This window comes from Neorhizobium sp. SHOUNA12A (assembly GCF_023006505.1).
Classification (GTDB): domain Bacteria; phylum Pseudomonadota; class Alphaproteobacteria; order Rhizobiales; family Rhizobiaceae; genus Neorhizobium.
This window is the reverse complement of sequence record NZ_JALBGV010000009.1, coordinates 70893-91996: the sequence shown is the minus strand read 5'-3', so window position 1 is coordinate 91996 and position 21104 is coordinate 70893. Positions and strand designations below refer to the sequence as shown.

Annotated in this window: 20 protein-coding genes; 15 read left to right on the top strand and 5 right to left on the bottom strand. The window is 63.5% G+C overall.

Going from position 1 to position 21104, the window contains the following annotated elements; genetic code table 11:
• Positions 1-135 precede the first annotated feature (135 nt).
• The 5 genes from MOV63_RS06830 (at position 136) to MOV63_RS06810 (ending at position 4533) form a co-directional block, all read left to right on the top strand.
• A complete protein-coding gene (locus tag MOV63_RS06830) occupies positions 136-1287 on the top strand; it encodes a mandelate racemase/muconate lactonizing enzyme family protein (RefSeq protein WP_247032858.1) in 1152 nt (383 codons plus the stop codon).
• Positions 1288-1299: 12 nt separating this feature from the next.
• Positions 1300-2223, top strand: coding sequence for a 2-dehydro-3-deoxygalactonokinase (locus tag MOV63_RS06825; RefSeq protein WP_247032857.1), 924 nt, complete (start codon positions 1300-1302; stop codon positions 2221-2223).
• A 2-nt stretch (positions 2224-2225) separates the two neighbouring features.
• The gene (locus MOV63_RS06820) at positions 2226-3155 is read left to right on the top strand and encodes a 2-dehydro-3-deoxygalactonokinase (RefSeq protein ID WP_247032856.1); all 930 of its coding nucleotides are present in this window, start codon (positions 2226-2228) and stop codon (positions 3153-3155) included.
• Between the two features lie 12 nt (positions 3156-3167).
• A complete protein-coding gene (locus tag MOV63_RS06815; protein ID WP_247032855.1) occupies positions 3168-3788 on the top strand; it encodes a 2-dehydro-3-deoxy-6-phosphogalactonate aldolase in 621 nt (206 codons plus the stop codon).
• A 94-nt stretch (positions 3789-3882) separates the two neighbouring features.
• On the top strand, positions 3883-4533 hold the full coding sequence (locus tag MOV63_RS06810; protein ID WP_247032854.1) for a class I SAM-dependent methyltransferase: 651 nt from the start codon (positions 3883-3885) through the stop codon (positions 4531-4533).
• 9 nt (positions 4534-4542) lie between these two features.
• On the opposite strand, the gene MOV63_RS06805 is transcribed toward MOV63_RS06810, so the two are convergent.
• The gene (locus tag MOV63_RS06805) at positions 4543-5394 is read right to left on the bottom strand and encodes a MurR/RpiR family transcriptional regulator (RefSeq protein WP_038543847.1); all 852 of its coding nucleotides are present in this window, start codon (positions 5392-5394) and stop codon (positions 4543-4545) included.
• Positions 5395-5622: 228 nt separating this feature from the next.
• Between MOV63_RS06805 and murA the strand changes: the two genes are divergently transcribed.
• From murA to MOV63_RS06755, 10 genes are all read left to right on the top strand, one after another.
• Entirely contained in the window at positions 5623-6879 is a 1257-nt protein-coding gene (gene murA / locus MOV63_RS06800; protein ID WP_247032853.1) for a UDP-N-acetylglucosamine 1-carboxyvinyltransferase, read from the top strand.
• On the top strand, positions 6876-7760 hold the full coding sequence (locus tag MOV63_RS06795) for an N-acetylglucosamine kinase (RefSeq protein WP_247032852.1): 885 nt from the start codon (positions 6876-6878) through the stop codon (positions 7758-7760). Before murA ends, MOV63_RS06795 begins: the two co-directional genes overlap by 4 nt.
• Before the next feature lie 181 nt (positions 7761-7941).
• On the top strand, positions 7942-8865 hold the full coding sequence (gene murQ / locus MOV63_RS06790) for an N-acetylmuramic acid 6-phosphate etherase (protein WP_247032891.1): 924 nt from the start codon (positions 7942-7944) through the stop codon (positions 8863-8865).
• Between the two features lie 77 nt (positions 8866-8942).
• Complete coding sequence (locus tag MOV63_RS06785) at positions 8943-10463, top strand: ABC transporter substrate-binding protein (RefSeq protein ID WP_247032851.1); 1521 nt, start codon at positions 8943-8945, stop codon at positions 10461-10463.
• Positions 10464-10499: 36 nt separating this feature from the next.
• Positions 10500-11462, top strand: a complete 963-nt coding sequence (locus MOV63_RS06780) for an ABC transporter permease (protein WP_247032850.1) — start codon at positions 10500-10502, stop codon at positions 11460-11462.
• Entirely contained in the window at positions 11462-12301 is an 840-nt protein-coding gene (locus MOV63_RS06775; protein WP_038543861.1) for an ABC transporter permease, read from the top strand. The genes MOV63_RS06780 and MOV63_RS06775 overlap by 1 nt, the downstream gene beginning before the upstream one ends.
• Positions 12298-14043: an ABC transporter ATP-binding protein gene (locus tag MOV63_RS06770; RefSeq protein ID WP_247032849.1), complete on the top strand. Its 1746-nt coding sequence runs from the start codon at positions 12298-12300 to the stop codon at positions 14041-14043. The genes MOV63_RS06775 and MOV63_RS06770 overlap by 4 nt, the downstream gene beginning before the upstream one ends.
• 12 nt (positions 14044-14055) lie before the next feature.
• Entirely contained in the window at positions 14056-15081 is a 1026-nt protein-coding gene (locus MOV63_RS06765; RefSeq protein WP_247032848.1) for a serine hydrolase, read from the top strand.
• A 10-nt stretch (positions 15082-15091) separates the two neighbouring features.
• Positions 15092-16207, top strand: a complete 1116-nt coding sequence (locus MOV63_RS06760) for an anhydro-N-acetylmuramic acid kinase (protein WP_247032847.1) — start codon at positions 15092-15094, stop codon at positions 16205-16207.
• Positions 16208-16255: 48 nt separating this feature from the next.
• Positions 16256-17176 (top strand): DMT family transporter, encoded by a 921-nt coding sequence (locus MOV63_RS06755; RefSeq protein WP_247032846.1) that lies wholly within the window; start codon positions 16256-16258, stop codon positions 17174-17176.
• Here the strand turns inward: MOV63_RS06755 and MOV63_RS06750 are convergent.
• From MOV63_RS06750 to MOV63_RS06735, 4 genes are all read right to left on the bottom strand, one after another.
• Positions 17173-17916: an ABC transporter permease gene (locus MOV63_RS06750; RefSeq protein WP_247032845.1), complete on the bottom strand. Its 744-nt coding sequence runs from the start codon at positions 17914-17916 to the stop codon at positions 17173-17175. The two genes, MOV63_RS06755 and MOV63_RS06750, sit on opposite strands and share 4 nt — an antisense overlap.
• The gene (locus MOV63_RS06745; protein ID WP_247032844.1) at positions 17913-18851 is read right to left on the bottom strand and encodes an ABC transporter ATP-binding protein; all 939 of its coding nucleotides are present in this window, start codon (positions 18849-18851) and stop codon (positions 17913-17915) included. The genes MOV63_RS06750 and MOV63_RS06745 overlap by 4 nt, the downstream gene beginning before the upstream one ends.
• Positions 18848-20014 carry an ABC transporter permease gene (locus tag MOV63_RS06740; RefSeq protein ID WP_247032843.1) on the bottom strand — a complete coding sequence of 389 codons (1167 nt, stop codon included), beginning with the start codon at positions 20012-20014 and terminating at the stop codon, positions 18848-18850. The genes MOV63_RS06745 and MOV63_RS06740 overlap by 4 nt, the downstream gene beginning before the upstream one ends.
• Positions 20015-20112: 98 nt before the next feature.
• Complete coding sequence (locus MOV63_RS06735) at positions 20113-21024, bottom strand: ABC transporter substrate-binding protein (RefSeq protein WP_038543879.1); 912 nt, start codon at positions 21022-21024, stop codon at positions 20113-20115.
• Positions 21025-21104: the final 80 nt, after the last annotated feature.

Genomic DNA, 21104 nt, shown 5'->3' with positions numbered 1-21104 from the left:
CCCTGGACGACGATTTTCAGTGCTGCTCCCACAGCATGCCGTCTCGCTCTTGCCAAGAGAGTTATCTTGGAACTAAGTTCCATGTCAACAGCGAAACTGAAGCGGCAGGGAAGTTGCCGTTCATGGGAGGATATCTTGCGCATTACCAAAGTGGACCATTGGCTGGTCCGTATGCCGTTCACCGAGGACATTCTCTGGGGTTCCGGGCGGCGAATCGGCACGACCCGGCTGATCTGCCGCATCGAGACGGATGCCGGGATCATCGGCTGGGGCGAGACAATCTCGCTGATCGCCAATGTGCCCGCAGTCTTCGCCGATGTCGTCGCACCACTGGCGATCGGCTACCCGGTCGCGGATGCGGAACGTTTCCACCGCCATGTGCTCGGCGCCGGCTTTTATCACCACAAGCGCGCCGCAGTGATGGCGATCTGCGCCATGGAAATGGCGATGTGGGATGCGCTCGGCAAACAGGCCGGCCTGCCGCTTTATGCCATGTGGGGCGGCCGCTGGCGCAAGGATGTCGAGGCCGCCGCCTATCTCTTCACCAATGATCCCAAAGGTCTCTCGGAACGCCTGAAGCGTTTCCTCGACATCGGTTACACGACCTTCAAGGTGAAGATCGGTTTTGACGAAAGGAGCGACATCAGGCTTGCCGAAACCTCCCGAAAGGAGATCGGCGACCATCCGCTGCGGCTCGACGTCAACGGCGCCTGGAACCCGGCGACCGCCAAGCGCCAGCTCGAAAAACTGAAGGCTTTCGACCCTGCCTACGTGGAGCAGCCGCTGGAACTCGACGACCTCGCCGGCCATGCGGCGCTCGTCGCCCGCTCCACGGTGCCGATCGCGCTCGACGAAAGCGCCTACACACTGTCCGATGTCGGCAACATCATCCGCGCCAATGCAGCCGATGTCGTGCTCCTCGATCCGCACGAGGCCGGCGGGCTTTGGCAGACGATCAAGGCGGCGGCAATCTGCGAGGCGGTCGGCATTTCGGTGACGCTGCATTCCGGAGCCGAACTGGCCCTGTCGCAATCTGCCTATATCCACCTCGCGGCCTCGCTTCCCAACATGTCGATCGCTATCGATACCGAACGTGCCTATCTCGGCGGCGAGATCTCGCCCAACCCGCCGGTCTTGAAAGACGGCCGCTTCGAGGTGCCGGAAGGGCCGGGCCTCGGCGTCGAAGTGGATCTCGAACTACTGGAAAAATACAGCGTATCCGGCATTGCCGGCGCTTATCTCGATACCGAGCGCAAGGACTGGTTCCCGGTCAAGCCCGCCTATTAGGATTATCTCCCCATGTATATTGCAATCGAATGGACCTCCGCCGCCTTCCGTGCGCTGCTTCTCGACGACGACACGGTGCTCGGAGAAAAGAAGAGCGATCGCGGCACGACCAAGGTCGCAGCCGACGGTTTCGAAGCCGCACTCCGCGAGGAACTGGGCGACTGGATCGACAGAGCGGAAAAAATCTTGTTTTCCGGCATGGTCACCAGCCGCAACGGCTGGATCGAAAGCCCCTTCGCCCCGGTGCCGACAGGCCCCAGGGACCTATTGGCGCAAGCCACTACGTGTGAGGTCGAAGGCCTGCCGCCGCTGATCTTCCTGCCCGGCATCGCCCAGACCAAACCCTTGCCCGACGTGATGCGCGGCGAGGAAATGTCGCTCTTCGGCCTCACGGAAACCGACGGCATCTTCGTGCTGCCCGGTCCTCATGCCAAATGGGTGACGATGGAGAGCGGCCGCATCACCGCGATCACCACCTACATGTCGGGCGAAATCCTCAATCTGCTCAAGAAGGATTCGCTTGTCTCGCGCCTCATCCCGGCAGCCTACGAGGAGCGCCCGGACGCCTTTCGCCGCGGGGTCCAGACAGCGCTTGAACAAGAGACCCTACCCGGCCGCATCCTCGCCCGCGTCTTTTCAGCGCGCAGCCTGGTCCTGTTCGATCGTCTGGCGCCGGAAGAGATCACCGATTATCTGACCGGCCTGATGATCGGCGCGGAAATCTCGGAAGCGCTTGGGCAGGACAAACCGAGAAAAATCAACATTGTCGGTCACGCCGCGCTCGCCGAACGTTACAAGACGGCGCTCGAGATCTTCGGGGCGCAGACAAATCTCGTCACGCCCGACATCGCCGCCGGTTTCCGCCGGGTCGCCTCTCGACAGGGCGATACGTCACGGGCTATCGAAGGGGCGAAAGCCGCTTCGGGAGAAATGTGACCATGCCAAAACCCACCTCGATCATCCTCGATTGGGGAACGAGTTCGCTGCGCGCCATGCTGGTTTCGGAAACCGGCGAAACGCTCGATACCCGCGATACGTCGAGCGGCGGCATCCAGTTCGTCAAGAACGGCGCCTTCGAGCAGGCGTTGATGGAAACCGTGGGTGAGTGGTTTTCGTCACATGGCCCCCTGCCCGTCCTGGCAAGCGGCATGATCACCAGCCGCAACGGCTGGGTCGAAGTACCCTATGTGGACACGCCCGGCGGGATCGCCGAGCTTGCCGCCGGCACGCGCAAACTCACTCTTCAGAACGGCGCCGTCATCACCTTCCTGCCCGGCATGCGCGATCCGGCCGCAAAACCCTTTCCGGATGTGATGCGCGGCGAGGAAACCCAGATCGTCGGCTACGGGCTCGAGCGCGACCGGACTCTGGTCCTGCCCGGCACCCATAGCAAATGGGCACGGGTCAGGGATAACCGGATCGATGGTTTCCAGACGTATGCGACCGGCGAGGTATTTTCGCTTCTGACCAAGCATTCCTTCATCGCCAAGGCTCTCGAGCCGCAGCCGGGCGCCGAGCCGGACTGGCAGAGCTTCGATCGCGGGGCGGAATTCGCAGCGAGCGATTCGGCCGCCGCCGATGCCTTCCTGTCGGCGATCTTCAGCGCCCGCACCGGCATTCTCGATGGCAAATTGAAGCCCGAGGATATCCTCGATTACATCTCCGGCCTCGTCATCGGCTCGGAATTCCGCCAGGCCCGCGCTGCCGGCTGGTTCAAGAACGGCGATACGATCGGCATCGTCGGCAACAACGTGCTCAACAGCCGCTACGGCCGGATCGCGCCACTGTTCGGCCTGACGGTCGAACCCGCTCCGGAAAACGCCGCGAAACGCGGCATCATGCTGATCGCGGCCGAAGCCGCGCAATAAAGGAGTTTCGAGATGACCTTCCAAGAGGCGCTCAAGGCATGCAATCTCGTCGCCATCCTGCGCGGCATCAAGCCGGAAGAAGCGGAAGCGGTGGGCGAGGTACTCATCGAGGCGGGTTGGCGGATCATTGAAGTGCCGCTCAACTCCCCCGATCCTCTGAAAAGCATCGAAAAGCTCGTCAAGCGTTTTGGAGACCAGGCACTGATCGGTGCCGGCACCGTACTGACCCCGGCCCAGGTCGCCGATGTCGCCGCGACCGGCGCCAAGGTGATCATCTCGCCAAACGCGAATGTCGAAGTCATCAAGGCCAGCCGCGCAGCCGGTATGGTGAGCCTGCCGGGTGTCGCAACCCCGACGGAAGCCTTTGCGGCGATCGAGGCCGGCGCCACCGGCATCAAGGCGTTTCCGGCGGAAGCCATCCCGCCCTATGTCATCAAGGCATGGAAGGCGGTACTGCCGAAGGACATTCCGGTTCTGGCGGTCGGCGGTGTCACGCCCGAGAATATGGCTGTCTACGCGCAGGCGGGCACAGCCGGTTTCGGCATCGGCTCCTCCCTTTACAAGCCGGGTGCCGACATCGCCTCCATCGGGCAAAAGGCGAGAGAATTCATGGACGCGATGCGCGCGCTCTGACGTCTAACACCCTGTCGCAAAACCGTCGTGAAGCGGAACTATCGTTTTCGTCCTGAGTTTCAGCCCAATTCGCGGCAAACCGGAGGGGACGATCTTGGCAGTTATCCGCAACAGCGCCGAACATCAGCAGAAGGTGTATGAACGGTGGGCGCCGGTCTATGACCGGGTCTATCGAGGCTTGCTGCGCGACGGACATCGCACCGTCGCAAGGCTCGCCGCCGAAGTCGGACGGGACATCCTCGAAGTCGGCGTCGGCACCGGGCTCGTATTGCCCTATTATCCGAAACACTGCCGGGTCACCGGCATCGATCTTTCCGAACACATGATCGCCAAAGCGCGTGAGAAGGTCGCGCGCGCCGGGCTAGCCCACGTTCAGTCGCTGCATGTCATGGATGCGCACAATCTCGAATTCGCCGATCGTTCGTTCGACGCCGTCTGCCTGCCCTTCGTCATCACGCTGATCCCGGATCCCGAACGCGCTCTCGATGAGTGCGCCCGCGTGCTCCGCCTCGGCGGCGAGATCATCGTTGCGAGCAAGCTCGGCGACGGGCGGGGGCTGCAAGGGGCGATCGAAGATGCGGTCGCGCCGCTGGTGCATCGGGTCGGGTGGAGCTCGTCCTTCCGGATCGCCCGGATTGTCGAATGGGCAAAGCGCCGCGGCGATTTCGAGGTGGCGGAAATCCGTCGCGTGTTCCCGAACGGCTTCTTCAAGGTCATGCGCCTAAGACATCGCATGGCCATGTGAACTCGGGGATCACTTGGCTTTCAGGACCGAAACTGCAAGCTCGCTGTTATGGACATATTCATTGGCGTCCGGCTGGCGTTGAACGAGCAGGATGAACAGCAAGTCCGTCAGCATCAGCTGCGCATCGCGCGCGGTGATGGAGGACGAACGCACCCGCTCCTCGTCCGCAACCGTATAGAGTCGGATATCCGCCGCCTGCATCAGCGGATTGCCGTTGAGACCGGTAATCGCGATCACCGTCGCGCCGCGCTGGCGCGCCAGTTCGGCGATCCTCAGCGTCTCGAAACTGGTGCCGGAATAGGAAAGTGCCAGCAGCACGTCCTGGCTGTTGAGCGTCGAGACATTCGCCATCTGCACATGGCTGTCGCTGTCATGCAGCACGTTGCGCCCGAGTTTCATCAGCTTGTAGGAAAAATCGCGGGCGACCAGCGACGATGCCCCGACGCCGGCCATATGGATGCGTCGCGCATCGTTGAGCGCCGTCAAGGCCCGCTCGATCTCCTGCTCGTTGTTGACCGCAAGCGTCTGCTGCATGGACAGCATCTTGCTGCCGATCAGCTTCTGCAGGATCGTCAGGTAGCTGTCGCCGACCTCGATCGAGCCGTGGATCATGCCGGGAGGCGCATGCCATTCCTGCGCCTTCGCCTCGCTGACGGCGAGTTTCAGCTCCTGGTATCCGGCAAAACCCAGCTTCTGGCTGAATTTTACGACGCTCGACTGGCTGCGCCCCGTCTCGGCCGCAAGCGCTGCCGAGGAAAGCCGTAGCATCTGGTCCGGATTGTCGAGGATGAACTGGCCGATCTCCCGGTCTGCCGGTGCCATATCCTCGAGCTGCGCGTTGATCTTCTTTAAGACTGACATGCGTTCCTTCGGAAGCTCCGCGATACGGCCTCGGGTCCGGTGGAGGATATCACTGGAACGATCCTCCGCAACAGCGTTTCCATTCCCGAGCCGAGGATGGATTATCGCAGATAATGCCGCACAAAGGAATAAAAAATTCCGAATGATTGACAGAGGCGCGCCGTGGTTTAGTTTCGAGGAAGCGCAGATTGATTTGAGATTCACCGCACCTCTTCGACAGGTTTCGCCATGGACAGATTACGGATCGTCGGCGGTCATCGGCTCCAGGGAGCCGTCACCATTGCCGGGGCCAAAAATGCGGCGCTCCCGCAGATCGCGGCAACGCTGCTCAGCCCCTACCCGGTCGAGCTCACCAACCTGCCGCAGGTCAGCGACGTGGAAAACATGCTGGGGGTCGTCGAGCTGCATGGCGCCGCCGTCACCCGCACCGGCCACTCCACCATCGTCGATGCCAAGGCAATCGTCTCGAAGGAAACCTCCTACGACACCGTTCGCAAAATGCGCGCCACCGTGCTCGTCCTCGCACCACTGCTCGCCCGCTTCGGCCAGGCACGCGTATCTCTGCCCGGCGGCTGCGCCATCGGTGCGCGCCCGGTCGACATGCATGTCAAGGCGTTGGCAGCGCTGGGTGCGGACATTGATATCGAGAGCGGCCTGATCGTCGCCTCGGCACCGGGCGGATTGAAGGGCAGCCGTATCGTGCTTCCCTCCCCCTCCGTCGGCGCCACCGAAACCGCGATGATGGCCGCGACCGCCGCCAAGGGTGAAACCGAAATCCTCAACGCCGCCCGCGAACCCGAAGTCGCCGATCTCGCCGCCTGCCTGATCGCCATGGGCGCACGCATCGAAGGCGCCGGCACCCACCGTATCCTGGTTCAGGGTTCAACCACCTGGCAGCCGGCGAAACATCACGGCATCCCCGACCGCATCGAGGCCGGAACTTACGCCGTGGCAGCCGCGATCACCGGCGGCATGCTGGAGCTCACCAACGCGCGGCTGGAAAACATGGCCTCCATCGTGCAGGTACTGGAGGCGATGGGCGTCAGCATCTGGCCGAGCGACCGCGGCCTTGTCGTCTCGCGCGAAGGACCGCTGAAGGCAACCGATATCACCACCGAGCCCTATCCGGGTTTCCCGACCGATCTCCAGGCGCAGTTCATGGCGCTCGCGGCCTGTGCCGAAGGTGCATCGCTGATCCGCGAAACCGTCTTCGAAAGCCGGTTTATGCACGTGCCGGAACTGATGCGCCTCGGCGCCAATATCGCGCTCCAGGGAACCACCGCACTGGTGCGCGGCGGCGCGCCGTTGAAGGGTGCGCAGGTGATGGCGACGGATCTGCGCGCCTCCGTCTCCCTCGTGCTCGCCGGGCTGGTCTCGTCGGGCGAAACGATCATCAACCGGGTGTACCACCTCGACCGCGGTTATGAACAACTGGACCGCAAGCTTGGCCAATGCGGAGCCGATATCGAGCGGCTCAGCGCATGACGACCGCAACCGAATACTTTTTCCTGGGGGTCGATGGCGGCGGTACCGGCTGCCGCGCCCGTATCGAGGACGCATCCGGCGCTGTACTCGGACAGGGTCTTTCCGGGCCTGCCACGACGCGGCTCGGTATCGAGCAGGCCTGGGCCTCGATCTCGCGCGCCTTTAACGCCGCCCTGGACGAAGCCGGGTTCGGACCCGACGAGATGGCCCGCACCCATGCAGGCGTCGGCCTTGCAGGCACCGGCCGCAAGGGTTCCGTCGAAGCCTTGAAGGCGATCCCGCACCCGTTCGCCAGCATCGATTTCGTCAGCGACGGCATGGGTGCGTGCCTCGGCGCGCATTCGGGTCGCGACGGCGCGATCGTCATTGCCGGCACCGGCTCGATCGGGCTCGGTTTCGCAGGAGGCCGCGACCTGCGCCTCGGCGGCTACGGATTTCCCATTTCGGACGAAGGCAGCGGTGCAGATCTCGGCCTGAAAGCCGTACAGCTGGCGCTTCGGGCTCATGACGGGCGGATCGAGAAGACCGCTCTTCTGATCGAGGTGATGCAACGTTTCCAGAACGATCCTTACGAAGCCATCGGCTGGATGGACCGGTCGTCGGCCACCGACTATGCGTCGCTGGCGCCGATGGTGATGCGCCATGCGGACCAGGGCGATTCCGTCGGCCGCCGCATCGTCCAAAGCGCCGCCGAACAGATCGACACGCTGGTCCGCACGCTGTTCGATCAGGGCGCTCCGCGCGTTACCCTGCTGGGCGGCCTGTCGAGCCCGCTCGAGGCCTGGCTGGCACCCGATGTCCGCCGCCGCCTGAAGCCCGCCGACGGAGACGCCGTCTCGGGCGCCATCATTCTCGCACGCAAGGCCCTTCAAGCCTCCTGACCCTGATCCCGCGTCTCGGTAGGTCCAGGAAGGAAATGGAATAATATATTCCAATACTCAATTGACTCATGGAATGGATGATCCTAATCCTTTGGGAAAGGCAACGAAGGGTGAGGAGCAACATCGTATGACGCAGATCCTGCGAAGCGCTGCGCTGCACCCCGATCTCGAAGGCAGGGTCATGAGCGACGAACGGCTGATATCCGAACTGGAAAGACTGGTTTCGGAAGACCGCAATCCCCGCTCCATGGATATCGATCTGCTGCCGACAGTCGATGTCCTGCGCGAGATCAATGATGAGGACAAGGGCGTCGCGACCGCAGTCGAAAAGGTGATCCCGCAGATCGCCGAGGCCGTGGACGAAATAGTTCGCGCTTTCCAGAATGGCGCACGACTGGTCTATATCGGCGCCGGCACCAGCGGCCGCCTCGGCGTGCTCGATGCTTCCGAATGCCCCCCGACTTTCAGCGTCCCGGAAGGCATGGTCGTCGGCCTGATCGCCGGCGGCAGCCACGCCCTGCAGCACGCCGTCGAAGGCGCCGAAGACAGCCCGGAACAGGGCCGGCAGGATCTCGTCGACATCGGCCTGACCGCAGCCGACGTCGTTGTCGGCATCGCCGTCAGCGGCCGCACCCCTTACGTCATCGGTGCCCTGAACTATGCCAAGGAGATCGGGGCGAAGACAGTCGCCCTGTCCTGCAACCCGGACGCCGTCATCGCCGATATCGCCGATATCGCCATCTCGCCGGTAGTCGGTCCTGAAATCCTGACCGGTTCGACGCGGCTGAAATCCGGCACGGCCCAGAAGCTCGTGCTCAACATGCTGACCACGGCGAGCATGATCCGCATCGGCAAGAGCTATCAGAACCTGATGGTCGACCTGCATGCCAGCAACCAGAAGCTCGTCGCCCGCGCTGCCCGCATCGTCATGCAGGCGACCGGCTGCACGACGGAAGAGGCACGCCGCGTGCTTGACCTCACCGGCAACGACGTCAAACTGGCGATCCTGATCGCGCTGACGGGAATGGATGTCGATACGGCGCGCGTGGCGCTCGACGATGCCGGAGGCTTCCTCCGCAAGGCAATTGATGGGAAGACAGCGTAAAGCTGCTGAATGACGGCCGCTGCTCGAATGTGGCTGGGTCGAGACAACGAACAGATATCAAAAGAGGGAGAATAAAAATGGGAAGACATCTTTCGACTAAACTGCTGTCCAGCCTTGCGCTGGCCGTCGCTATCGGCGCGACCGCAATCGCCTCGCCGGCATCAGCCGCTTCGCTGAAAATGGCCTGGAAGCAGGATGCGACCGGCCTTGATCCGCACAAGCAGACCGCATTTTCCTCGATCCGCCTGCTGGAACTGATCTATGAGCCGCTCGTCCGCCTCGACAAGGACCTGCAGATCGTCCCGGCCGTCGCAGCCTCCTGGGAATTTGCAGCCGACGCCAAGCAACTGACCTTCAAGCTTAACCCGAACGCAAAATTCCAGGACGGCAAGCCGGTAACGGCCGCCGACGTGAAGGCCTCGTTCGAACGCCTTCTCGACGAAAAGACCGCCGCTGCCGCCCGCGCCAACTTCCTGTCGATCGCCTCGATCGAGACCCCGGACCAGGCGACGGTCGTCTTCAAGCTGTCGCAGCCGGACGCACCGCTTCTGACCGCCATGGCGAGCATCAACGCCGCCATCGTACCGGCGGCTGAAATCGCGGCCGGCACGATTGGCACCAAGGCGCTCGGTACCGGCCCATTTAAGCTCGACAAGTGGGAGCCGAATTCCAAGGAAACGCTCTCCGCCAACAAGGATTGGGCCGGCGGCAAGATCGCGATCGACGGCATCGACATCAGCGTTCTGCCGGACGAGACCGCGATCCTTGCGGCGCTGCGCACCAAGCAGGTCGACTTCGCGCTGATCAACGATCCGCTGGTCGCAACCCTCGTGCCGAAGGAAACCAGCCTCGTCCTCAACCGCACGCCGGTTCTCGCCTACCACGTCCTGCAGATGAACCCGTCCCGCAAGCCGATGGACGTTCTCGCCGTGCGCCAGGCAATCTCCTGCGCCATCGACCGCAAGGACGTGCTCGACACGGCTTCGGTCGGCGAAGGCAAGGTCACCGGCCCGCTGACCATGCCCGGCTACACGTCCGATGCCAGCGCGCTGTTCTGCTACAAGCAGGATATCGCCAAGGCAAAGAAGCTGATGGCTGAGGCGGGTTTTGCGAACGGCTTCACCGCGACCGTGATCGCCGCCAATGGCGAGCCTGCGACCGCAGCCGCTGAAGCGCAGGTCCTGCAGTCCCAGCTCGCCGAAATCGGCGTCAAGCTCAACATCAAGATGATGGAGCTCAACGTCTATGTCGACGCCTGGCTGAAGGGCGACTTTGACATGGCGGTGGCGCTGAACGGCGGCCGTGCCGATCCCTATTCCATGTACAACCGCTACTGGACCAAGACCGGCAACCTGCAGAAGGTCACCAATTACATCGACGACACGCTCGACAGCCTGATGCAGAAGGGCCGCGTAGAGACCGACCCTGCCAAGCGCAAGGTCATCTTCGCCGATTTCGAAAAGCACCTCGTCGAAGTCGCCCCCTGGGCCTGGCTCTACACGTCCTACAGCTACACCGCACAGCAGAAGAATGTTCAGGGCTTCGTGCCGACGCCGGAAGGCTCGCTGTTCGGCCTGAGCAAGGTCACGTTGCAGTAGTCGCGAAAGGATGACGGATACGAGGTTGGTGGGCGAATGAGTTACCTGGCGCGACGGCTGTTGACGTTTCCGCTCGTGATGCTCGGGGTCTCCATCCTCGTGTTCGTCGCAATTCGATTGGTGCCGGGTGACGCGATCACCGCGATGCTCGGCACCGAAGCCGGTCTTCTGACGCCGGCACAGAGGGCGGCGCTCTCGGCCTATTTTGGCATCGATAAGCCGATCCTGGTGCAATACTGGAGCTGGCTTCTCGGCGTCCTCCAGGGCGATCTCGGCATTTCCGTGATCCATGGCAAGCCGGCGCTCACCATCATCCTCGAACGTTTTCCGCTGACGCTGCAGCTCGCATTGATGTCCATGTGCGTGGCCCTTCTCGTCGGCCTGCCAGCCGGCGTGTTCGCCGCCACCCGCAACGAAAAAATCTCCGATCTGGCGGTGCGCATCTTCGCGATGATCGGCCAATCGACCCCCAATTTCGTCGTCGGCCTGCTGATCATCTACGCACTATCGGCCGGTTTCGGCATCCTGCCGGCCATGGGCGAGTTCACGCCGTTCCTCACCGACCCCTTGCGCAATCTCGGCCAGATGATCCTGCCGGCGATCACGCTCGGTTTCGCCTTCGCCGCCTCCGTCACCCGCATCTCCCGCTCCGCCATGCTCGATGTCCTCTCCGATGACTATGTCCGCACCGCCCGCTCCAAGGGCGTGCCTAAACGCAGCGTCATCTGGCGCCACGCCTTGCCGAACGCACTGATCCCGGTCGTTACGCTCAGCGGCGTCGAATTCGGTTATCTGCTCGGCGGCGCCGTGCTGGTCGAGCAGATCTACGCTCTTCCCGGCCTCGGGCGACTGGTGCTCGAAGCCATCCTGCAGCGCGATTATGCGCTGGTGCAGGGCTGCGTACTGTTCATTGCCTTCAACTTCATGGTGGTCAACCTGCTCGTCGACCTCGCCTATGTGACGCTTGATCCGCGCATCCGGCTCGGAGAAGGCAACTGATGTCGATGCTGCGTGCAATTTTCAGCCATTCCAGCGGCAGGATCGGCGGTACGATCGTCGTGATCTATGTGGTCGTTGCGCTACTCGGCATGTCCGGCATCACGCCTCACAATCCGCTGCAGCAGTTCCGCATCGACAGGCTGCATGCGCCGAACGCGGCCTACTGGATGGGCACCGACCTGTTCGGCCGCGATGTCGCAAGCCGGCTGATGAACGGCATCGGCCAGTCCTTCCTTGTCGCCTTCTGCTCGGTGGCGATCGCGACGGTTGCTGGAACTGTGCTCGGCCTCACGGCCGCCTGGTTCGGAAAGGCCTGGGACGGCCTCGTGATGCGCATCATGGACGTGCTGCTCGCCTTCCCAGCCATCCTGCTCGCGCTCCTGATCATCGCCGTTGTCGGCCCCGGCACCTGGACGAGCGTGGCTGCGATCGCCATCGTCTACACGCCGATCTTCACTCGCGTCGTGCGCGGTCCGGCGCTTTCTATCAAGGCCCGCGAATTCGTCGATGCTGCCCGCACCTTCGGCTCCAGCCGGCGCTATATCCTGACCCGGCATCTGCTCCTCAACCTCGTGGCACCGCTGACCGTTCAGGTGACGCTGGCGCTCGCCTGGTCGCTGCTGACTGAGGCCGGCTTGAGCTTCCTCGGCCTCGGCACCCAGCCGCCGGCCTCTTCTCTCGGGCTGATGCTCGCCGACAGCCGCAACCTGATGGAAAACGCGCCCTGGCTGCTGATCTTCCCGGCGGTCGCGATCATGATCAGCATTCTCGGCTTCAACCTGCTCGGCGACGCCTTGCGCGACATCCTCGACCCCAAGACGCGGAGGTCCGCGCCATGACATCGCTTCTCTCGGTATCCGGTCTGCGTGTGGGCTTCGGGCGTGATCCGAAGCAGAACGAGATCGTCAAGGGCGTCAGCTTCGACCTCGACGCCGGCGAGACGTTGGCGATCGTCGGCGAAAGCGGCTCCGGCAAATCGGTCACGGCGCTCTCCATCAACCGTCTTGTCGATTTCGGCGGCGGCCGGATCATCGGCGGTTCGATCACGCTGAAACGCGCCGATGGCAGCGTGCTCGACATCACCAAGGCTGAAGAGCCTGTGCTCGAAAAAATCCGCGGTTCCGAGATCGGCATGATCTTCCAGGAGCCGATGACCTCGCTGAACCCGGTGCTGACGATCGGCCGCCAGATCGAGGAATCGTTTCGCCTGCATCGCGGCCTGACGGGGCGTCAGGCGACGACTGCCGCCAAGGACGCGCTCGATCGGGTGCGCATCCCGGATGCCGCGCGGCGCCTCAAATACACGCCGAACCAGCTTTCCGGCGGCATGCTCCAGCGCGTCATGATCGCCATGGCGCTCGCCTGCAATCCGCGCCTGCTGATTGCCGACGAGCCGACGACCGCGCTCGACGTGACCGTCCAGGCCCAGATCATGGCGCTGCTCGGCGAATTGAAGCGTGAGACCGACATGGGGATGATCTTCATCACCCATGACATCGGCCTCGTTGCCGGCATTGCCGACAAGGTCATGGTCATGCAGGCCGGCGAAGCGGTCGAGCAGGGACCGCTCGGCGACGTCCTCGACCAGCCGAAACATCCCTATACTCAGCACCTCCTGAGCGCCGTGCCGCATTTCGAATCCGGCCGCGCCGCCCGTTCGGATTTCAACCGCACGCAATCCGAGGCGATCGCGCCCGCGCTGACGGTCGATGGCCTGACGGTGCGCTTCAAGGTCGCCGGCAGCATTCTCAGCCGTTCGCCCGGCTCGGTCCATGCGGTCGAGAATGTCGGCTTCGACCTGATGCCGGGCGAAACGCTGGCGATCGTCGGCGAAAGCGGTTCCGGCAAGTCGACCACCGCTCGCGCCATCCTGGGGCTCGTGAAGCCGACGCGCGGCAGCTTTTCCGCCAACAACGGAGCGATCGTGGACGGCAGCGACCCGTCCGTGCAGATGGTCTTCCAGAACCCCTACGCCTCGCTCAATCCGCGCCTGCGGATCGACAGCATCCTCGCCGAACCGGTGATCGCCGCCGGTGGCCGGATCGACACCGGAACGCGGGCGAAAATGGTGGCGCTGCTGAAGCGCGTCGGCCTGCCCGAAAACAGCCTGCTGCGCTACCCGCACGAGTTCTCCGGCGGCCAGCGCCAGCGCCTCTGCATCGCCCGCGCGCTGATGCTCAATCCGTCGATCGTCGTGCTCGACGAGGCTGTCTCGGCGCTAGACGTCTCGGTCCAGGCCAAGGTGCTGGAACTGCTGGTCGACCTGCAGCACGAATATGGCCTCGCCTATCTTTTCGTGTCGCACGACATGGCGGTCGTCGAGCGTATCGCCCACCGCATCGCCGTGCTTTATGCGGGCCAGATCGTCGAGATCGGCAATGCTGCCTCGATTTTGTCCAACCCGCAGCATTCCTACACTAAGCGGCTCATTTCCGCCGTGCCGAGCATCGAGCGCCGCAACCAGCATTTCGAACTCGATACGCGCCAGGTCCCGTCTCTGGTTCGGCCACCGGGTTTCGAGCCGCCGCCCGCCGAATGGCAGACCTGTGGGCCGGATCACCGGGCGCGGGCGGAAGCCTGAGGATGTAACGATATGGAAGACAAAACCTCCGCCAGTCCCGAATTTGCCGCCGTTTTCGGGCGGGCCTTCGCCCCGCTCGAAAAATCCGCCACCGACAAGCGAATTCCGGGCGGCGTGCTTGGCATCGTCGACCTGAAACACGGGCGCATGACCCGCGCCGTCGGCTCGGCGCAAGTCGTTCCGATTGAACGTCCGATGACCGTGGACACCTGGTTCGATCTCGCCTCGCTCACCAAGGTGATCTTCACCACGACGCGCATCCTGAAGCTCGCCGACGACGGCACGATCGATCTCGACGCGCCGCTCACCACCCTGCTGCCGGACCTGCGCCAATACAACGCAGAGGCCTGGGAGCGGAAGATCACCTTCCGACAGTGCCTCGGCCACCAGACGCCGTTCCCGGGTGTCGAGCCGATCTACACCTACGGCCGCGATCCGGACCTGCTCCGCGCCTTTATCCTGCAGCGGGAATGGAAAGCCGGTCCGCCGGTCTATTCCGACATCAACTTCATCCTGCTCGGCTTTGCGCTCGAACGGCTGGCGAAGAAGACGATCCGCGACCTCGACCCCGGCCCGGGCTTCGCCTGGTCTGCCGATCCGGAAAATTCCGCCGCCACCGAAGACTGCGCCTGGCGGCAGCGGATCCTGTCGGGCGAAGCGCACGACGAAAATTGCGCGGCGCTGCAGGGTTCCGGCCATGCGGGCCTGTTCGGCACGGTGATGTCGGTTCTGGACTTCGCCGAAAGCCTGCTCGACGGCACCGGCGCGTCCGGGAATGCGATCGCGCTGATGCGCGCGCCGCTCTCGAACAGGCGGACCCATGGCTGGGAGCATCCCTATGCCGACTGGTGGGGCGGAAACCTGTGCAACCCCGGAACGATCGGCCATACGGGCTTTACCGGCACAAGCTTGCTGATCGATTTCGACAGGGGCCGTGCCGTGACCCTGCTCACCAACCGCATCCATCCGACCCGCCATTTCGACAGCGGCATCCTGGCCCTGCGGCAGGCGGTCTGCAATCTCGTGAACCAAACCTGAGGAGCTGATCATGGAGCCAATCTGGGCTGTCGGCCTGATGACCGGAACCGTCCTCGACGGCAATATCGACGTGGCGCTCCTGAAGACGGACGGCGAGACGATCGACACTTTCGGCGCCTATACGCTCGCCCCCTACCCGCCGGAAATCCGCACCCTCCTGGAGGAGACGCTCGCTCAGGCCCGCGTCTGGAATTTCGAAGGACCGGATCCGGCGATATTCCGTGAGGCCGAACAGGCGCTGACAAAGGCGCAGTCCTACGCCGTCAGGGAACTGGTCGAAAGCACGGGGCTGACCATGGCCGATATCGGCATCGTCGGTTTCCACGGCCAGAGCGTGCTGCACCGGGCACCCACCAAAGACAGGCTCGGCGACACCCGCCAGCTCGGCGATGGCGAGCAGATGGCCTCGATCCTCGGCACCAGGGTCGCCTACGATTTCCGCTCGGCGGACGTGCGGGCGGGTGGCCAGGGCGCGCCGCTTGCCGCCGCCTATCATTCGGCTCTGCTGCGCGGCGTCGATACCAGCGGCGATACGGCCGTGCTCAATCTCGGCGGCGTCGCCAACATCACCTGGTGGGATGGCAGGGATCTGATGATCGCCTTCGATACCGGCCCGGCCAATGCGCCGCTCAACGACTTCATCAAGGCACGCGGCCTTGGCGAGATGGACCGCAACGGCGCGCTCGGCGCCTCCGGAAAGGTCGACGAGGAACGCCTCGCAAAGCTTCTCGAGCATCCCTATCTCACGGCGCCCTATCCCAAATCGCTCGATCGTTTCGACTTCACCGCCGCCATGGCGGACGGTCTCGACGACGCCACCGGCGCGGCAACGCTTTCGGCCTTCACCGCATCTGCAGTCGGCAAGGCGCTCGATCTGCTGCCGCACCGGCCAAAGCGGCTGATCGTCAGCGGCGGCGGCCGTCACAACCCGACGATCATGTCGATGCTCGAAAGCCGTGCCGGCGTGAAGGCCGTTTCCGCCGATACGCTCGGCTGGCGCGGCGATGCGGTCGAGGCCGAGTGCTTCGCGTTCCTCGCGGTACGCGTGTTGCGCGGCCTGCCGATCAGTTTTCCCACAACCACCGGTGCACCAAGGCCCTTGCAAGGTGGCAGGCTCGCCGGGTAAGTCCGCACTTTCAAATTGCAGGATCAGAGTCGGGAGCGCTCGCGCAGCATGAACAAGAGAGCGGTCTCGGCGATAGCGAGCAATGCGGTAATGGCAGGCATACTGCTGATGCTGCTCGGCGACTTCATGTTCGCCTTGAATGACGCCATGGGCAAATGGCTGGTGGCGAGCTTTTCGGTTGGACAGGTCCTGCTGATCCGGTCGATCGGCGCCTTTTTCGTGCTCGGCCCGATGCTCGCCCGCCAGCCGATTTCGGCGCTCTACAAGGTCGAGAAGCCATCGCTGCATGTGCTGCGCATCGTTCTGGCGACCGCAGACACCGGCCTCTTCTACGCCGCCGTCGCCTACATGCCACTCGCCGACGTCATGACCTTCTACATGGCCGGCCCGATCTACGTGGCCGCCCTGTCGCATTTCCTGCTCGGCGAGCGCATCGGCTGGCGGCGCTGGCTCGCCGTCCTGATCGGCTTCATCGGCGTGGTGATCGCGCTACGTCCCTCCTCGGAAATGCTGTCATTGCCGTCGATTTTCGGGCTGATCGGCAGTCTTTCCTTCGCACTGACGCTGGTGCTGAACCGCACGCTGCGCTCGACCCCGGATGCGACCCTCGTCACCTGGCAGACCCTTGCATGCCTCGTGGCCGGCGCGTTCCTGACCGTCGGCAACTGGAGCCCGTTCAATACCGGAGAACTGCTGGCCCTTCTGCTGCTCGGCATCGTCTCCTGCGGCGCGCATCTGCTGATCACCCGCTCGCTGAAACTGGCGCCGGCCTCGGTGCTGGCGCCGCTGCAATATACGCTGCTGCTCTGGGCGATCGTGCTCGGCTGGATTTTCTTCGGCGATTTCCCGGATGTCCAGACGCTGACGGGCGCCGGCATCATCGTCATCGCCGGGCTGTTCATCTTCCACCGCGGCAACCTGAAACAGGATGTCGAACCGGTCGTGCCGACCGATTCCAGCCACGGTTAGGCCGCACCCGTCCGGCGGGCGATCATGGCCTCGATGGCCGAGAGCCCATCATAGATCAACACGGCCAGCGCGCCGACGATCAGCCCGCCCTGCAGCACGAAGGCGAGATTGTTGGATTGCAGTCCGGCAATGATCACTTCGCCGAGGGTCTTTGCCGCTACCGTCGAACCGATCGTCGCGGTGGCGAGACTGATCACCACTGAAAGCCTGATGCCCGCGACAACCACCGGCAAGGACAGCGGCAACTCGACCTGAATGAGCCGCTGGAAAGGGGTCATGCCGGAACCACGCGCCGCCTCCATCACAGACCGCGGCAGATTGGTGAGCGCCGTCAGCGTGTTTTCAAAGATCGGCAGAAGTCCATAGAGAAACAGCGCGATCAGCGTCGGCTTCTCGCCGAAACCGACAGCCGGCACGGCAAGCGCCAGAACAGCGACCGGCGGAAACGTCTGGCCGATATTGACGAGGCTTCGGGAAAGCGCCAGGAACTCCACCCCGAACGGCCGGGTAACGAGGATCGCCAGAAGCACGGCGATGATCGTCGCCGCCAACGTCGCGATCAAGACCGTCCGCAGGTGCAGGATCGTCAGGCTGAGCAGGCTGCCCTGATTGTAGATCGCCGGTGCGTTCGGCTGCACGAGCGGCTTCAGCAGCGGCTCAAAATTTTCCGGCGAGACCAGGAAGGCGATCAGCACGAGAAGCAGAAGGCTGCGCAGGATGGTCGGCACCCAAGCCCTCATCGTGGCCTCGCGGCGCGCTTGAGGATCGCGTCGAGCGTCACCCGCCCCATCGGAGCGCCGCTCCTGGAGATGACCGGAAGCGCATCGCGGCCGCTCCAGATGAGATCGGCAAGCGCCTCCTGCTGGCTCCTGTCCTCGCGGATCGGCTCGCCTTCCGCCTCGCCCGGCTCTGCCGCAGCGCCAGCCTTTGCAATCGAAAGCAGCCGGAACGGCCGTTCCGCATCACCGATCAGCGTCTCGACGAACGGCGTTGCCGGTGCACGGACGAGTTCGGCCGGCGGCCCATATTGCACCACCCTGCCCTTGTCCATCACGGCAATCTTGTCGGCGAGATGGAATGCCTCATTCATGTCATGGGTCACCAGGACGATCGTTGTGGCGAAATGTTTCTGGATCGCCAGCAGATCGTCCTGCGCCTTGGCGCGGATGATCGGATCGAGCGCCCCGAAGGGCTCGTCCATCAACAGCACGTTCGGTTCGGCCGCAAGCGCCCGCGCCACCCCGACGCGCTGCTGCTGGCCGCCTGAGAGTTCATGCGGATAACGTGGCCCGAACGTCTTCGGCTCGAGCTGGAAGAGCGTCAGCAATTCCTCGACCTTGGCGTCGGTGCGGGCCTTCGTCCAGCCGAGCAGGCCGGGCACCGTCGCAATGTTCTGCGCCACCGTCCGGTGCGGGAAAAGCCCATGGCCCTGGATGGCGTAACCGATCCGGCGCCGTAACTCGTAGCCCGCGATGGACCGGTTGTCCTCACCGTCAAGCCGGATGGCCCCTTCGGTTGCCTCCACCAGCCGGTTGATCATCCGGATCAGCGTCGTCTTGCCGGAACCGGACGTGCCGACGACGACCGTGACGGTGCGCGGCTCGATCACCATCGAGACATTGTCGACGACGGCGATACCGTCATAGCGCTTGGTAATGGCGTCGATCTCGATCATGCGGATCTGGCTCCGTTGGGGACGCGGGAGTTCATCTCGATCAGCGCGTCGAGGACGACGGCCGAGGCAAAGGCGAGCGCCACAGTCGGCACGGCGCCAAGCAGGACAAGGTCCATCGCTGTCTGGCCGATGCCCTGGAAGACGAAGACGCCGAAACCGCCGCCGCCGATCAGCGCGGCAATCGTCGCCATGCCGATATTCTGGACGAGCACGATGCGGATCGCGGTCAGGATCACCGGCAGCGCCAGTGGGAACTCGATCTTGAACAGCCGCTGCCGGCCGGTCATGCCGATGCCGCGGGCAGCGTCGTTTGCCGCGCGCGGCACGCCTGCAAGCCCGACGACGGTGTTGGCGACGACAGGCAGCAGTGAATAGAGAAACAGCGCGACAAAGGCAGGCGCCACCCCAATGCCGCGGATGCCGATCGCCGCAGCCCCCGGCACATTGGCGGCGATCCAGCCAAGCGGCGCGATCAACAGGCCGAAAAGCGCGATCGACGGGATGGTCTGGACGAGGTTCAGCGTGTTGAGCACGCCATCCCGAAGCGGTGCCACCCGATGACAGAGGATGCCGAGCGGCGACCCGACCAGGACTGCGGCAAACAGCGAACCCAGCGCCAGTTCAACATGCTTGCCCGCTTCGATCCAGAAGACGTCGGCGCGGCCCGCATATTCCTTCATGATCGACAGCCCGTTCCAGCTTCCCGACATCAGCAGCCCGCCGATCGCAGCCGCCGCCAGGACCAGAAACAGGACCCGCATCGCCGGCGGCGGATCGAGCCGCGTGATCGCATCGGCAGCCAGAAGCGCAAAGGCGAACAGCAGGATCCAGAAGCCCGAGGCGGGTGAGACGCGGGCATAGCTATTGCCGGCCGGCGTCAGGAAAGTCGCCGCGTATCCGATCGAAAGCGTCAGTGCCGCCAGCGCCACGACGGCTGCAAGGAGCTTGATCCAGGGGGAAGTGCGAAAGAGTGCCGCGGCGATTGCAAGAACAAGGACAATGACAAGGCCCCAACCCGCCCAAGCCGGCAGCGACTGAAGCATCGCCTGCGCCTGGCCCTGTACTATCCGATTGGGCTTGAGCGTCGCAAACGACGCCCAGAGCGCGCCGTAGGCGGCTAGAAGGGCGATGACGATGCCGAGCTTATCGAACCGAACTCTCAAACCGACCCATGCCCCTCATAAACCGACCCTATGATCGATGAAAAAGCCGGGCGTCCAACGCCCGGCCCATGTTGACACGAAACCGGTCCGAAAAGGAATTACTTCAGGAAACCGTTCTTCTTGAGGAAATCCTCGGCAACCGCCTTGGCCGGTTCGCCGCCCACCTGCACGCGACCGTTAAGGTCCTGCAGCGTGACGAGGTCGAGCTTGGCGAAGACCGGCTTCAGCACCGCCTCGATGGTCGGGTTCTTTTTGAGCACTGCCTCGCGGATGATCGGGGTCGGCTGATAGACCGGCTGAACGCCCTTGTCGTCTTCGAGAACAACGAGCCCAGAAGGCGCGATGCCGCCGTCGGTGCCGTAGACCATGGCGGCATTGGCATTGTTGGTCTGGTTGGCGGCCGCACCGATGGTCGCAGCCGTATCACCGCCCGAGAGCGTGATCAGCTGGTCGGGTTTCAGCTTAAAGCCGTAGGTGGTCTGGAAGGCAGGCAGGGCTGCGGCCGAATTGACGAACTCGGACGACGCCGCCAGCACGATCTTGCCGCCGCCGGCGACATATTTGCCGAAATCGGTCAGCGTCTTCAGCTTGTTGGCGTCCGCGACATCCTTGCGCACCGCGATTGCCCAGGTGTTGTTGGCCGAAGACGGCGTCAGCCAGACGATCTTGTTGGCGTCGTAATCGAGCTTCTTGACCGCTTCATAGGCCTTTTGCGGGTTCTTCCAGGCCGGATCATCGCCCTTTTCGAAGAAGAAGGCGCCGTTGCCGGTATATTCCGGATAGATGTCGATCTCGCCGGCGGTGATCGCCTTGCGCACCACAGGCGTCGCTCCGAGCTGGATACGATCGGTGGTCTGGATGTTGTTCGCCTTCAGCATGGCAAGGATGATATTGCCCAGCACCCCGCCTTCGGTATCGATCTTGGACGAGACCACGACCTGGGCATTCGCCATGGTGGCCGAGACGCCTAGCGCAAAAGCTATGCCCAAAAGCATTTTCTTCAAAGACATGACAGAATTTCCCTCCGGATCGCCAGTCACCACCTCGTTTGACTTGGCCTGGAACACATAAAAGCCACTGTTATGTAGGG

What these genes read in the sequence shown, in the direction of transcription:
- MOV63_RS06745 (WP_247032844.1), bottom strand. Translation starts at nt 18,851, where the DNA reads ATGATCGAGATCGACGCCATTACCAAGCGCTATGACGGTATCGCCGTC.
- MOV63_RS06785 (WP_247032851.1), top strand. Translation starts at nt 8,943, where the DNA reads ATGGGAAGACATCTTTCGACTAAACTGCTGTCCAGCCTTGCGCTGGCC.
- murQ (WP_247032891.1), top strand. Translation starts at nt 7,942, where the DNA reads ATGAGCGACGAACGGCTGATATCCGAACTGGAAAGACTGGTTTCGGAA.
- MOV63_RS06775 (WP_038543861.1), top strand. Translation starts at nt 11,462, where the DNA reads ATGTCGATGCTGCGTGCAATTTTCAGCCATTCCAGCGGCAGGATCGGC.
- MOV63_RS06805 (WP_038543847.1), bottom strand. Translation starts at nt 5,394, where the DNA reads ATGTCAGTCTTAAAGAAGATCAACGCGCAGCTCGAGGATATGGCACCG.
- MOV63_RS06770 (WP_247032849.1), top strand. Translation starts at nt 12,298, where the DNA reads ATGACATCGCTTCTCTCGGTATCCGGTCTGCGTGTGGGCTTCGGGCGT.
- MOV63_RS06735 (WP_038543879.1), bottom strand. Translation starts at nt 21,024, where the DNA reads ATGTCTTTGAAGAAAATGCTTTTGGGCATAGCTTTTGCGCTAGGCGTC.
- murA (WP_247032853.1), top strand. Translation starts at nt 5,623, where the DNA reads ATGGACAGATTACGGATCGTCGGCGGTCATCGGCTCCAGGGAGCCGTC.
- MOV63_RS06825 (WP_247032857.1), top strand. Translation starts at nt 1,300, where the DNA reads ATGTATATTGCAATCGAATGGACCTCCGCCGCCTTCCGTGCGCTGCTT.
- MOV63_RS06795 (WP_247032852.1), top strand. Translation starts at nt 6,876, where the DNA reads ATGACGACCGCAACCGAATACTTTTTCCTGGGGGTCGATGGCGGCGGT.
- MOV63_RS06760 (WP_247032847.1), top strand. Translation starts at nt 15,092, where the DNA reads ATGGAGCCAATCTGGGCTGTCGGCCTGATGACCGGAACCGTCCTCGAC.
- MOV63_RS06780 (WP_247032850.1), top strand. Translation starts at nt 10,500, where the DNA reads ATGAGTTACCTGGCGCGACGGCTGTTGACGTTTCCGCTCGTGATGCTC.
- MOV63_RS06750 (WP_247032845.1), bottom strand. Translation starts at nt 17,916, where the DNA reads ATGAGGGCTTGGGTGCCGACCATCCTGCGCAGCCTTCTGCTTCTCGTG.
- MOV63_RS06755 (WP_247032846.1), top strand. Translation starts at nt 16,256, where the DNA reads ATGAACAAGAGAGCGGTCTCGGCGATAGCGAGCAATGCGGTAATGGCA.
- MOV63_RS06765 (WP_247032848.1), top strand. Translation starts at nt 14,056, where the DNA reads ATGGAAGACAAAACCTCCGCCAGTCCCGAATTTGCCGCCGTTTTCGGG.
- MOV63_RS06815 (WP_247032855.1), top strand. Translation starts at nt 3,168, where the DNA reads ATGACCTTCCAAGAGGCGCTCAAGGCATGCAATCTCGTCGCCATCCTG.
- MOV63_RS06820 (WP_247032856.1), top strand. Translation starts at nt 2,226, where the DNA reads ATGCCAAAACCCACCTCGATCATCCTCGATTGGGGAACGAGTTCGCTG.